The sequence below is a fragment of the Halocola ammonii genome (assembly GCF_049334165.1).
Taxonomy (GTDB): Bacteria; Bacteroidota; Bacteroidia; order Flavobacteriales_D; family Sanyastnellaceae; genus JBEGHD01.
This window is the reverse complement of record NZ_JBEGHD010000011.1, coordinates 1-13764: the sequence shown is the minus strand read 5'-3', so window position 1 is coordinate 13764 and position 13764 is coordinate 1. Positions and strand designations below refer to the sequence as shown.

Annotated in this window: 8 protein-coding genes; 2 read left to right on the top strand and 6 right to left on the bottom strand. The window is 44.2% G+C overall.

Features of this window, described 5'->3' with window-relative positions; translation table 11 throughout:
• Positions 1 to 161: 161 nt before the first annotated feature.
• Both ABHV44_RS11730 and ABHV44_RS11725 read left to right on the top strand, forming a co-directional pair.
• Positions 162 to 1118 carry an acetyl-CoA carboxylase carboxyltransferase subunit alpha gene (locus ABHV44_RS11730; RefSeq protein ID WP_459074888.1) on the top strand — a complete coding sequence of 319 codons (957 nt, stop codon included), beginning with the start codon at positions 162 to 164 and terminating at the stop codon, positions 1116 to 1118.
• 245 nt (positions 1119 to 1363) lie between these two features.
• Entirely contained in the window at positions 1364 to 3070 is a 1707-nt protein-coding gene (locus ABHV44_RS11725; RefSeq protein ID WP_459074887.1) for a tetratricopeptide repeat protein, read from the top strand.
• An 83-nt stretch (positions 3071 to 3153) separates the two neighbouring features.
• Here ABHV44_RS11725 and ABHV44_RS11720 read toward each other — a convergent pair whose 3' ends face one another.
• From ABHV44_RS11720 to ABHV44_RS11695, 6 genes are all read right to left on the bottom strand, one after another.
• Positions 3154 to 3699 carry an RNA methyltransferase gene (locus ABHV44_RS11720; RefSeq protein ID WP_459074886.1) on the bottom strand — a complete coding sequence of 182 codons (546 nt, stop codon included), beginning with the start codon at positions 3697 to 3699 and terminating at the stop codon, positions 3154 to 3156.
• Between the two features lie 71 nt (positions 3700 to 3770).
• Entirely contained in the window at positions 3771 to 6923 is a 3153-nt protein-coding gene (locus ABHV44_RS11715; RefSeq protein WP_459074885.1) for a two-component regulator propeller domain-containing protein, read from the bottom strand.
• Positions 6924 to 6933: 10 nt separating this feature from the next.
• A complete protein-coding gene (locus ABHV44_RS11710) occupies positions 6934 to 7902 on the bottom strand; it encodes a hypothetical protein (RefSeq protein WP_459074884.1) in 969 nt (322 codons plus the stop codon).
• Positions 7895 to 9850 (bottom strand): PKD domain-containing protein, encoded by a 1956-nt coding sequence (locus tag ABHV44_RS11705; protein WP_459074883.1) that lies wholly within the window; start codon positions 9848 to 9850, stop codon positions 7895 to 7897. Before ABHV44_RS11705 ends, ABHV44_RS11710 begins: the two co-directional genes overlap by 8 nt.
• Positions 9850 to 10764 (bottom strand): PorP/SprF family type IX secretion system membrane protein, encoded by a 915-nt coding sequence (locus ABHV44_RS11700; protein ID WP_459074882.1) that lies wholly within the window; start codon positions 10762 to 10764, stop codon positions 9850 to 9852. Before ABHV44_RS11700 ends, ABHV44_RS11705 begins: the two co-directional genes overlap by 1 nt.
• A gap of 1 nt (position 10765) precedes the next feature.
• Positions 10766 to 13764, bottom strand: a 2999-nt coding sequence (locus ABHV44_RS11695) for an HYR domain-containing protein (protein ID WP_459074881.1), incomplete at its 5' end; no start/stop codon positions are given.

Sequence of the window (13764 nt, the reverse complement as noted above, 5' to 3'; positions counted from 1 at the left end):
AGATGCCAAAAGGCATTCGTGAAGATTATGGCACAAATTAATTGCTAACTTGCGCCACTTCTGCACAAATGAAAAAACCTGCAAACTGACTTATATTTAAAGAAGGTTCGGGGAGATTGCAGAGCAACAATTATCAGAAAAGAGTTACTAAACAATAATTTATGGACGTTTATCTCGATTTTGAACAACCTATTCAGGAACTACACGAGCAGCTCGAGAAGCAAAAAGAAATTGCTGAAGACAGCCAGGTGGATGTCTCCAAACCCATGAAGGAGCTGGAGAAAAAGATTGCCGAAAAACGCAAAGAAATTTATTCAAACCTCACCTCCTGGCAGCGAGTGCAGGTTTCTCGTCATCCCAAAAGACCTTACACGCTTTCATACATCGAGGCCATTACAGAGGGCAATTTCATTGAGCTCCACGGTGACCGCGGTGTAAAAGACGACAAAGCCATGGTTGGTGGCCTTGGTCAGATCAACGATCAGACGGTGATGTTCATCGGTCAGCAAAAAGGGGTGAATACCAAAATGCGCCAGTACCGCAACTTCGGTATGGCCAACCCTGAAGGCTATCGCAAGGCCCTGCGACTAATGAAAATGGCTGAGAAGTTCAATAAACCGATTGTCACTTTTATAGACACTCCGGGAGCTTACCCAGGACTGGAAGCAGAAGAGCGCGGACAGGGTGAAGCCATTGCTCGCAACTTGTTTGAAATGATGAAACTCAACGTACCCGTAATCTGCATCATCATTGGCGAAGGTGCATCGGGCGGTGCTTTGGGAATTGGCATTGGGGACAAAGTACTCATGTTGGAAAACAGCTGGTATTCTGTAATTTCTCCAGAAAACTGCTCTACTATCTTGTGGAGAAACTGGGATCACAAAAAAGAAGCAGCTGAAGCTCTCAAGTTGACTTCAGAGGACATGCTGTCGAACAAATTGATTGACGGGATTATTAAAGAGCCTGTCGGAGGTGCTCATGCAGACACTGAGAAAATGTTCCAAACCGTGAAGAAAGAGATCCTCAAAAACCTCGAAAAACTGAACAATCAGGAACCGGATAAGAGAAAAGAAGCTCGTATTCGAAAGTTCAGCAACATGGGGATGATTATTAATTAAACGTAGACTGTGAACATTTTCATCAGTTTATGGAATCGGGGTGTAGATATTTTTCTACTTTCATTCCCCGAACAAAAGCTCAATAAAAGGTTTTTGAATATAAATCAACCATAAGAAATTAACGGATAATCAATGTTTTCAAGCTTTAATTGAATAGGCAAAATTTTATTAAACCAAAAGGAATAGTAGTTTTGCAGCAATTTTGAAGAGCAAAGAGACACAACTAAAAATAAAATCATTTTCGCATGAAGACCCAAAGTTTTAGAATTCTCCTGTTTTCCCTTTTGGCCGTAACAGTGCTAGCCGGATGTGGCGGCCTCGGCAAGATGGAAAAATATGTAGAAGAGCTCAATGCATCTGCAGAGCCTTCTCCGCTAATCGTTCGCGGTGACAGTATCGAAGTAACGATCACCGGAACATTTCCGGAAAAATATTTCCACAGAAAAGTTCTTGTAGAAGCTACGCCAGTCCTCGTTTATGACGGTGGTGAGCAAGCCTTCGAAATGAAAGGTTTTCAGGGAGAAAACGCAGCTGGTAACTACGAAGTAATTCCTTACGAGCAAGGTAAAAGCTTTACCTACAACGACAAGATTGCTTTCGTTGACGGAATGGAAGATGCTACCCTCGAACTGCGCATCAAAGGAATGAAAGGGGATAAAACTCAACAGTTCCCTCCACTTGAAGTTGGAAAAGGTACACGTACCACTCCTTACCTGATGATGAGCGATGATAAAGTGCTTCTCGCTGAAGATAACTTCCAGCGCGTGTTGAGCTTTGAGCAAAACGCGGTAATCAACTACCTGGTAAACTCTTCTGTCGTTCGTGGTTCTGAACTTCGCGATGCAGACATCGAAGCTCTTGAAGATTTCATGGAAACTGCATCTGAAGATGACAAAATCACTATCACAGGTGTTGAAATTCAATCTTACGCTTCTCCAGAAGGTGAGATTTCGAAAAATGAGAACCTCGCTCAGGAACGTGCAGAATCAGCACAGAAAGTTGTAAACAGAGAGTTGAAACAAAACGACATGGCTCCAGAAGACATGGATTCTTTTTACAACCTAATGCCGAAAGGTGAGGACTGGGAAGGATTTAAGGAAGCGATGGAAGCTTCAGACATCGAAGACAAGAACCTGATCATCCGCGTTCTTGAGATGTACGAAGATAAAAACAAGCGTGAGGAAGAGATTCGCAACCTGTCTAAAACATTCCAGGTTATCGAAAAGAGAATTCTTCCTGATTTGAGAAGATCTCAAATTGCCGTTCGTTACGATGTGATGGGTTACTCTGATGAAGAATTGAAAGAACTCGCCATGTCTAACCCAGACACGCTTACAGTTGAAGAAATTCTTTATGCTGCTACTCTTTATCCAGACCTCAACGACAAGTTGACAATTTACCAGAGTGCAGAATCGAACTACCCTGAAGATTTCAGAACTGTGAACAACGTTGGTTACATCCTGATGATGCAAAACAAAATGCAGGAAGCTAAAGCCAAATTCGAACAAGCTAACTCTATCGAGGAGAACCCAGTTTCTACAAACAACCTCGGTGTAATTGCTCGTCTCGAAGGAGAAAGAGAAGAAGCTATCAGCTTGTTTAACGATGCGATGTCGGCAGGAGATGAAGTGAAATACAACAAAGGTCTCGTGATGATCCAGCAAGGTGAGTACACTGGAGCGATCAACAACATGAGCAACTACCAAACTTTCAACCTTGCACTTGCAAAAGTGTTGAACGGAGATGCAACCGGAGCAGAAAGCACGCTTAACAACAGCGGTAACGATTCAGCAATGGCTCACTACCTCGCGGCAGTGATTGCAGCTCGTCAGAACAACGCTTCTGAGGTGAACAATCAGTTGGAAATGGCAGTTGAAGCTGATCCGTCACTGAAAGAAAAAGCGAAAAATGATCTCGAATTTATCGACTACTGGGACAGCTTCACGTTCTAATCGATAAGTGATAAAATTAAAAACCCGGACTTGCACTCAGCAAGGTCCGGGTTTTTTTATGTCCTTTTCCGAAGACTATTTATTTATCCAACCCTTAGCTTCTTTGAAATCTCATACATCACCACTCCTGCACAAACAGAAACATTGAGCGAGTGCTTGGTTCCGAATTGCTCAATTTCTAAACTGCCATCACAGAGGTCGATTACACCTTGCTGTACTCCTCTAACTTCATTGCCAAGAACCAGGGCTACTGGTCTATCAGTCTCCAAATTCAATTCAGAAAGTTTTTGTGAATTTTTGGTTTGCTCGACACTGAGCACCATGTAACCCAAAGAGCTGAGCTCCTTCACGGCCTCTTCAGCAGATTTATGGTATTTCCACTCTACCGTTTCAGTGGCGCCAAGGGCCGTTTTTTGAATATCGCGATGTGGTGGCTTCGCAGTAATTCCACAAAGCACAACACTGCTGATACCAAATGAATCAGCAGATCGAAAAATTGAACCCACATTATTAGCGCTTCGAATGTTGTCGAGAACTATCACAACCGGAAGCTTGGGGGATTTTTGGAATTCCTCAGGAGTAAGCCGGTTGAGCTCATCGGTGCTGAGCTTTTTGTTTTCTGTAGACATGAAATGTGCTTTTGCTTTTCAGAATTGGCAAAGTTGCAACTCTTTTGGCAAAGATGAGCAGTAAGAGATTTCTAAAGGCGAACGCCTATTAAGATGATGTCATCCACTTGCTCATAAGAACCTTTCCATTCAGCAAAACGTCTCGCGATGTGCTCTTGCTGCTCGCGCATGTTCATAGCTGTGAGATCATCAAGCAAATTGAGAAGTCCTTTCTTCTTGAGCTTTTTACCTTTTTCGCCCCCAAACTGATCTTGTAAACCATCGGAGAACATGTAAATCAAATCACCTTTATTCATCTGGATCGTATGCTCAGTGAATTCAAAATCATCACTCGGTGTGGCATCACCGATGGAAAGTCGATCACCAGAAAGAACTTTTCTCTCACCATTTTGATAAAATACAACGGGCCTCCGGGCGCTGGCCATTCTAACTTCTAGCGTATTCTTATCCAATTCTACAAGCGAAACATCCATTCCATCTCGCAGTGTGTTTTGATGATCTTGCGAGAGTGTTCTGCGCATTTCTTGCTGGAGTGCCAACATAGCTTTAGCTGGCGAGTCAATCTCCCGGGAATTACTCACTTCCTTTAGAAGCGAGGTGCTGATAAGGGACATAAAAGCACCTGGAACCCCGTGTCCGGTACAGTCTGCGCAAACCAGTACAATCTTTTCTTCGAATTCTTTGACCCAATAAAAATCTCCACTGACGATGTCTCGTGGTTTATTGAACACAAAAGATTCAGGGAAACACTGATGCATCTCGTTGTCGGAGGGCATCATTGCCGTTTGGATGTGCTTGGCGTAGATGATACTATCAGTAATGTCTTTATTCTTCTGCTCCAGCAGTTCTTTTTGCGACAGCACTTCTTTAGAACGAGCATTCAGCTCTTTCTTTAAATACTCTTGATTCGCCTCAAGAAAGCGAAGTCTGCGGACGATGATAAACCGGACCAGGGCAATTAGGAAAACAATGACCAAAACGAAGAACCACCACTTCAACCAAAAAGGCTTGTCCACGAAAATGGTGAATGACTCTACGGATTCACCCCCCACTCCATCGCTGTTGAATGCCTTCAGCTTGAAAGTATAAGTGCCTGGGTCCAGCCTGTTGTAAATTGCAGTTCTGCTCTTGGTCGGTTCAGACCAGCCGGGATCGTGTCCTTCAAGGAAATAACTGTACTCAACTTCTTCGGGGTTCTGATAGCTCAATCCCAAATAATCAACGCGCAAACGATAAGTTCCGTAGCGAAGGTCGATGCCCTCAGTGTAGTTATAGACACTATCCGAAATCACAACTTCAGAGATGATGAGTTCCGGTTCTACAGTGTTCTTGGCGTCTTTTGATGCAGTGTAGTAGAGCAATCCCTTGTCAGTTCCAATTGCCACGTTGTTTTCGCGATCAGAATACATGGCGTTGGAGTAAGTGGCGCAATCCATATCCTCAGTTTCTTCGAATATCTGCCAACCTTTGCCAGGCAGCATAAAGCTCAGGCCTCCATTATGGCCAACCCAAATCTTTCCATCACTCGACTTGGTGAGTGAGTAGCAGAAGTCGGAGTACAAACCATCTTCGCGAAGAAAGTGGCTCCATTTGCCGAGGCTGTCGAGAGTCAAAACTCCATTGCCGAGAGTGGATACGAGCAGGCTCTCGTCATGTGTCGTCTCCAGAGATGATGTTTGCATCAAACGGTCATCTACCGGAACATTCATTGAAATCAACTCTTTTCCAGTCCACCTGGACAACAGGCTTCCTTTGGCCGCAACCCACAATTCGCCCTTGTAAGTTGCAAGTGCTTTCACAGAATTATGAGGCAAGCCACTGGCTACTGTTAGATGATCAATGATTTTTTCTCCTTCGAGTATAAAAAGTCCACTGCCCGTGGCTACACAAAGTTTATCGTTAAATATTTCAAGATCGTTGATGATCTCGGCAAGACTGCCTCTCTCAAGCTGGATTTTTTCAAAAACCGTATCGGAATTTAGTTTTCGAAAAAGGCCAGAATTTCTTGTTCCCAACCACAAGTTTCCGGCACTGTCCTTCACCAGAGAAGTGATCTTGTCCCTGGGTAGACCGGAATTCTCTGCGTTGTACTCGCGAGTGACATGCCCTGGGTTTGTTCTGGTGTTGAGTAATCTACCGTGGCCTCCCAACCAGTATTCATTATCCTGAAAATAAACAGAATGAATATCGTCATCTTCAGCTCCTTTCCCGTAGGAGTAAAATACGACTGGCGAAGGCTTTAGCTTGTAAAGCCCCTGACCAAAGGATCCAACCCAGGCATTCTTTTCTTCATCAGTAAAAACAGTTTTTATGTTTAGTGCACCGAGAGAATTTTCTTCATTGTAGTTTATGAGGCTCGGTTCGGACTTGTTTTCATTTTCAAACTCAATTTTCCACAAGCTTTTTCCTCTTGTTGCCAACCATAAATCACCTGAAGGACTGCACGAAACCGAGTAAAACTGAAACCGATCTAAATCAAGTTCAGGTAGAATTTCATCTACAACTAAGCCCTCATTTTCGGAAGAGCTGGAAACACTAAAAACCCCTTCGTCATCTGCAGCCAGAATGAGCTGGTCTTCTCTCTTCACCATGCTGTAAATATTGGTAAGAGGAACCTCCATAATCATTTGGACATCAATGACCTCATTGTTTTCAGAAGGGAGGGTAAACTTGAGCGCACCCATATCTGAACCTGCTATGCACAGGTCACTTTCCAGGATCTCCAAAGTGTGCAAGACGTAATCTTCAAATCCATTAACAAACTGTCGGATACTCAATTCACTATCGAATCGGAGGATGCCATCGCTTTGGGATGCAGCCCAAATATTCCCCGATTCGTCTTCTGTAAAGTCGACAATCTTGGAATCCGCGTAAGGCCCCATCGGAAGGACTCTAAAAGAATGGCCATTATAAATTGTAATGCCTCCGTTTTTGTGCCCAAACCAAAGTCGCCCTTTGCTGTCCTGAAAACTACACTCGATGATATTTTCTGACAGTCCGGAATTCTTATCGAATTTCACAAATTCGAATCCATCGTAGCGAAACAACCCCTCTCCTGTCCCAATGAAAAGATAACCTTTAGCTCCTTTATTGATCGTGTTGACAAAGGAATTGGTCAGGCCACTCTCATTGTCAAAATGCTCGTAGTTGAGCTTTTGTGCGAAAGTATTCTGAGCAATGAGAAACAGAAGTAGAAATAGAAATTGTCTCGCTGAATTGTGCATCAATTTGTGCTTAGCGTTTTATTGGTGTCAACTTTCCTTTTCCTTTGGGTCGGGGAATTCCACCGATAGGAATGTTGTAGAATGGAAGTAACTCCCCGTACTGGTTGGTGATATAAAAAACCACATTGTTGTTGTTGACGGCTCGTGTGTCATCTTTAATGAACTGAATATCGAGCGAAGTTCCCCGTTCTTCATCACTAACCTTGTAGGAACTGGTGGACCATCGGTCATCTCCCGAAGTGGCTACATTTTCAGACACAGATTTTACCGAAACAATTTGGATAAACCCGTCATCATCCCAGTCGAAATTGTTTTGTTTTAGCGAGACCACAGCATCATCTACATACGGATAAACATGGGACTTCTGCCAGGGCTCAGAGTGCATTCTAAACGAGTATTCGAAAGTGAAAATATTTCCACCTTCCACCGGAACATTCGAATTAGGTTCGGTACTCATGAAGTAGCGGTACACATTACCGTCATTTCCCCTGACTCCTTCGCAAATCACTTTGAAAATATTGCCTCCCCATTTTTCACTTTTTTCTCCTTCGGTTGGATTAAATGGGCCGAACGTGTACCACTTGTTGTCGTACTTCTCGTCTTCTTTAAAAACTTTTGAACCAAGTAGGTTTCCACTTTTCCAGTTCCCTATCGGGTCGACTTCGCGAGCATCGTCTTCTGTGATGCACCCGAGCCCTCCATACACTGAAAACTTGGTGTAAGTATCAAATCCTTCATTCACTTCATCGTGCTCTCCTCCGCAGTCAGGATCAAAGACACGGATATAAAATGGCTTGTTGAAGTCACTGGGAACAGCAAAGAAAAAGACCTGGGTGAAATCATCGTCTCCCCAGCTTGTTTCTGCCTGTTTTCCGAAGGTGACCAACCAGGGAATGTTTTCTTCCTCTGCCGGCACGGGCTGTGCCATGGCCACCACTGAAGCAAATATAAAAGTGATAAGGGTGTATATTTTATTCATTTTCCTGGTCATTTATTTTGTTAACTCTACAGAGCTGAACTTTGCTAAAACCATCAACACTAACCGTTGCCGCCCTACTTTTTGAAGTATTCAGAGCACTAGCCTTTATACGGCTCGCATCGATTCCCAGATACTGAAAATAATTCTGTATCGTGAGAGCTTTGTAGAGTGAAATGTCATCTTCTTCCTCGTCTTTCGAGGCCGGATAAAACGACTCGATTTGCAATCCAAACTGTGGATGCTGTCTCAGTATCATGATCAGATAATTGAGGTCGTCTTTGGTCTTGTCTGTCAATTCATCTTTACCTGCGAACTGCACATCCAAAAGGTCCCTCAATTTATTGTTGTACTTCCGCAGTGTAGAATCTGCAGGGAATGGAAGGTTTTCAATCCCAGATGTGTCATTCAGCTGAAGAGCAATAGAGTCAATAGAGAGAAGAATATTATTTGAAATCATTGCGGCAAAGTCTTCAAGTGTGCTCACCGAGTCGAGTGGAATCAGTTTCATCTCTTCTGGTTCTATTTCAATCTCACCTTCTAGCACGAGAACATCTTTATAAACACAGGATTTTTTTCTCTCACCTTCATCATCCATAGTGCTCATCACACCGAGTTGGATACGGTGAAGCCCTGTTTCTTTAAACTTCCAGCTAACAGAATCGGTTCGCAACATCTTTTTAGTACCTGGAAAAGACCAGAAGTACTTTTGAATTTCGAAGTCCGTCATGGAAGTGCCTTCAGTGGTGAAGATCACTTCTTCGCCCGCTTTCACTGTGTCGGCAGAAGTAATGTAGGGTTGGTTTTCTTTTTCAATGAGCAATTCCAGTTCAGACACACCCGTATAAACATTGCCGGTAATCGTGTCTCGCACATTGAGCGAGAGCTCGTAGTAGCCAGTGTCTGCATAGCAGTGTTCAACTTTCAAGCCCCGCTTTATAGTGCCGTCTCCAAGATCCCATTCGTAGACAATCGGCAAAGTGTCGTTTGGCTGCATTGCCTGTTCTTCCACCAGGTAACAGAAAGTAGGCTGCTGAATTTCTTTACAATTTTCGAAGGTTGGGTCGATGGGAGCAAACCGGAAGAGATCATCGCTTTTTCCAGATCTATTGGAACTGAAAAAACCTCGTTCATCGTTGACAAAGGCGATCCCAAAATCGTCAAATTCCGAATTGATCGGCTCTTTCATCCGCACAGGTTTTTGCCAGTTGCCATCCTTCATTACAGAAAAGTAAATATCCATTCCCTGGCTATCTTCCTGTCCATTTGAAGCGAAGTATAATCTCCCCTCAAAAAAAGAAGGAAACATCTCACGACCATCAGTATTGATATAATCCGGCAAACGTACAGGTCTCGACCATCCCGAGCGGGTTTTATCGCACATGTAAAGATCAGATGAGCCACTTTGATCACTCACAAAAACCAACCTTTCACCGTCTTGCGAAACTGCGGGATGAGCTACATTGAATTCTCCTTCGCTGTTGAAAGCAAACGGCCTTGGTCGGATAAAGGCATCCCCTTCCTGCATGACCACATAATAGATTCCTAAAACTGTGGGATAACGATTGTCTCCTTTTCTTTTACCCCTGGCCTTCATGCTGCTGGAAAAGTAAAACCTTTCTTCCTGAGCACTCCACGTTGTGGGCCCTTCGTGAAATTCCGGTCTTCTCCATTCAGAGAGAATTTTGGGAGATTTAAGGGTGAAGTCGTCCTTAACTTTTGACTGGAAAATATTGGTCATGTACGTGTCGGAGCTGTCCACAACTGTGTTTAAAAGGTCTGCTTTTCTGTTGCTGCAGAAAATCAGTTTGTCGCCAAACATTGCCGGAGCGTACTCGTCATAGTTGGTGTTCACTTCCGCTGGAAAAACCTCAAAATCCTGAGCAGTAGCAAAAGCCGAAACACTCAGGAGCAAAACAAGGGTCCATATGTTTTTTAAGGTTTTCGGCATCAAAAGAATTTTGGGTTAGCAGCATGAGAAACGTACTTAAAATCGTAAGTCAAAGTAATCTCGTGTGTACCATTTTGGTATTGTCCAATTTTTTGGAAAGTCCAGCCAAAGGAGTACCCTACGGCAAACTGCTGGTTTACAAAATACCTACCTAAAACGATCAGCGACTTGTCCGTTCTAAAAGACAATCCTCCCTCAATAAATTCATCGTAGCGCGCCATCACGTTGATATCGGCTTGAAGAGGCGCTGAGTGTAAATAGCGCAGCATCAAAGATGGCCTGAGGTCCCAATAGCGGTCAATGGAGTATTCCATTCCTCCGTTGAGCATCACGTTGTAATTTTCAAATTTATTGGAAGCTACGTAGCCCTTCCCCTCGAAAGAATGAGTGAGCATCATCGGAATAGAAAGGCTTGCGTACCAATCGGAATTGTAATAATACGCTCCGAAGCTAAAGTTTGGTAGAAATGCAGTTTGCCTGTCTTGCATAAAGGCTTCGTCCTGTCCTTCGTCTGTATTAATTTCTGTCCAGTTGGAAACTCGTTGAGAGGCACCTGCGGCCAATCCAAAGCTGAGTTTACCTTTTCGAAGTTTTAGGCGATATGCAAAATTTGCATAGGCTCCTGTTTGGCGAGTGACTCCAATTTTATCGTTGAAGATCATCATTCCAACTGCGAAAGATTCATTTTTGAGGGGAGTGTGAGCACTGATTGTTTGGGTCACAGGAGCGCCCTCAAATCCAGCCCACTGAGAGCGGAACGAACCAGCCAGTGACAAAGCTTCTCTACTGCCGGAAAACGCGGGGTTTAGTGGAAGTGCATTTTGCATGTACTGGCTGATAATTGGGGTATGCTGAGCATGGGCACCAATTGCCAATAACACAAACAGGGCGGTATGTAGTATGCAGTTCTTCATGTTATCTGCGGATCACTATGTATCCGCGAAAGCTCAATGATTCATTTATCTCCAAAACATAGAAATACGTGTCTTCGGGCAGTGGGTTACCACCTTTTGAAAGTCCTTCCCAATCGTTGTTGTAATTTTCCTGCTCGTAAACCAGACTTCCCCAGCGGTTGAAAACTCTGATTTCACTAGTGATTGCATTCTCGATTCCGCGAATCACGTAGCGATCATTTTTGTTATCGCCATTTGGAGAAAAACCTGAAGGAATGTTGAGTCCGTTGACAATCACTATGGCGCTGTCGCGAGTAGTAGGACAAACCCCATTGGAAATTTCAATCTCAAAAATGTTGGTTCCTTCACCGAGGTTTGTGATCATGGTTGTCGGACTCGATTCATTCACAACAGTTCCCTGGCCTGCAACGGTCCTCCAGGTGATGTCTCCAGCTCCAGCGTAATTTCCCTGAAGCTCCACTTCGTATTTAAACGAAAACTCATAGTCTTCACCAGCATCGGGCTCGCCCGGCATTTCGTAAAAGGCCACGCTCATTTGATCCTGAGCAGTGCAGCCATTTTCAGTCACTACATCCAAGGTCAATTCATAGCTACCAAATTCGTTAGCCACAAGGATTGGATCTTCCACAAGGTTGGATGGGTTTGCGTCTACCATTGGTGAAGAAGCTGTCCAATTAATCTGCGACCCAAAGGTTGTTGCATTAACTTCTTTCATGTCGCCACAAGTCTCCAAATCGGGACCGGCATCGGCAACAGCAGCCGGATAAACTTCCAGCTCTCTGTTGAATTCTTCGAAGCATGTACCGATCTCTGCTGTGAAGTTAAGGTTGTAAACTCCTGGTTCAGTCTCATTAAAAATCCCATCTACATCTGTTCCATCAATCCAGTTCCAGTTCAACTCAGAATCCACATAGGTTGTGATGTCAGCTGGCGAATCTTCCGGGCAGAAACCTTCCGGGAAGTCTGGCAACTCTGTATCGATCGGCTCTTCAACCTCAACTGTAAAAGAACAAGTTGAAAGGTTTCCGTGAATATCCTCGGCCGTATACTCCAAAGTTGTTATTCCAATCGGGAATGTGTCACCACTTTGAAAAATGTTGGACGAGGTTTGGTCGAAAGTGTTGATTTCGCAATTGTCCACTGCCATTGGGGCATCAAAAGTCACAGTTTGCTCACACTGAATAATGTCATCGGGACAGGTGAGTTCTGGAGCTTCATCGTCCGTCACGGTGATGGTGAAGGAACAGGTGTTCGTGTTGCCCGAAAAGTCCGTAACCTCGTATTCAATCAGAGTTTCTCCAACTTCAAAGAAAGAACCACTTGACGGACCTTGAATTTGGTCGACATTATCCACATCGCAATTATCAGAGCCCATAGGATCGTCAAAGGTGATTACCTTTCCGCATTCTCCGGGAGCGGCAGACTCTACAATATCGTCAGGGCAAATAATCTCCGGAGCTGTGAGATCTTCGTAGGTCACTATAAAAGTGCAGCTAGTTGAATTACCTGAGTTATCGTAAGCTGTAAGAGTGATTTCATGTTCGCCTGGCATCACAAAATCTCCTACTTCTGGAGATTGCGTGATAGATGCAATTTCGCAGTTGTCTTCGATGAGCATCGAATCTGCAAAGTTGGGCAGCGCAATCGGGCAAGACTCCACTTCGATTGTCAAGTCGTTGCATGTCAATGTTGGCGCTTCATTGTCTTCAAGGTAAACGTAAAAAATGCATTCCGAGAAGTTTCCATAAGGATCGGTAACTGTGAGCGTGACTTCCGTAGAATCTGACATGATAAATGTATTTGCCGAAGGCGACTGATTTACGGTGGCAGTGCATGGCTCATCGTAAGTCACGTCTCCAGTAAAGTCTGGCAAGGCAAAGCCGCAATTTTCGTCTTTATTGAAAGTCTGGTCTGAAGGGCAGTCATTTATTACCGGAGCTGTATCGTCAACGGTAGCGACCATAAAGCTGCAGATCGTTGAGTTTCCGGCATCGTCTGTCGCTGTAATTGTAACTGGTTGACTTGAATTTCCCTGAAGAGTGACAGCTCCAGGAGCTGGACTTTGCACCAGATCCGCTACGGCACAGTTGTCTGTAGCTCCAACTAGTGTTGTAAAATCTTCGAGTACGTAATCGCATTGATCTGCGAGGTCAATGAAAATCGTATCTGCTGGACAAGTTTCAAATTGCGGGCTTTCTACATCTTCGAGAGTGACTTCGAATGTGCAGGATGTGGAGTTGCCGTTAATGTCGATAGCTTCGATTATAACTGTTGTAGCAGAGCTTATCTCGGTTCCAGCTAATGGAGTTTGAGTTACAGTCTGGATATCGCAATTGTCCTCAAAGCTGCCAGCTTCCTCCATCTCTGTAATGTAGTCAGGAAGCGAAGTGCTGCAACTGTCAGTGAGGTTTAGCACATCATCTCCTGGGCAAGTAAAAGAAGGCGCTGTATTGTCTTCAAGAACGAGATCGAATGTACAAGTTGCTGAGTTTAGAGCATCGTCAGTTGCTGTGAGAGTCACTGTGTAGGTTCCATCACCGTCTGTGATTATTTCTCCCAATGCTGGACTTTGAACTACATCCAGATCGGCATCACAGTTATCGCTAAAAGTTGCCAAAGAAATAAAGTCAGGAACAGTGAATACACAGTTCGAATCCAGAGAATAAGTTTGAGTGGCCGGGCAAGTGATCGTTGGATCGATTTCATCAACCAACGTAATTTCAAAGTCAACCGAGGCAGTATTCCCTGCGTTATCTTCGGCTGTGAGCGTAATGGTTTGCGTTGTTCCGTGGCCGCTAAAAACCGCTCCAATAGCTGGAGTTTGAGTTACATCAACAGCCGGATCACAGTTGTCTGTCGGAGATATCTCAGCGGTGTAGTCAGGGATAACAAAGTCGCAATCGCCATCCAGCGATTCGTTTCGGTCTAGTGGATTTTCAGAGATGACCGGGTCGATGTCGTCAATCAAAGTGATTTCAAAACTGGTACTGGTTGTGTTTC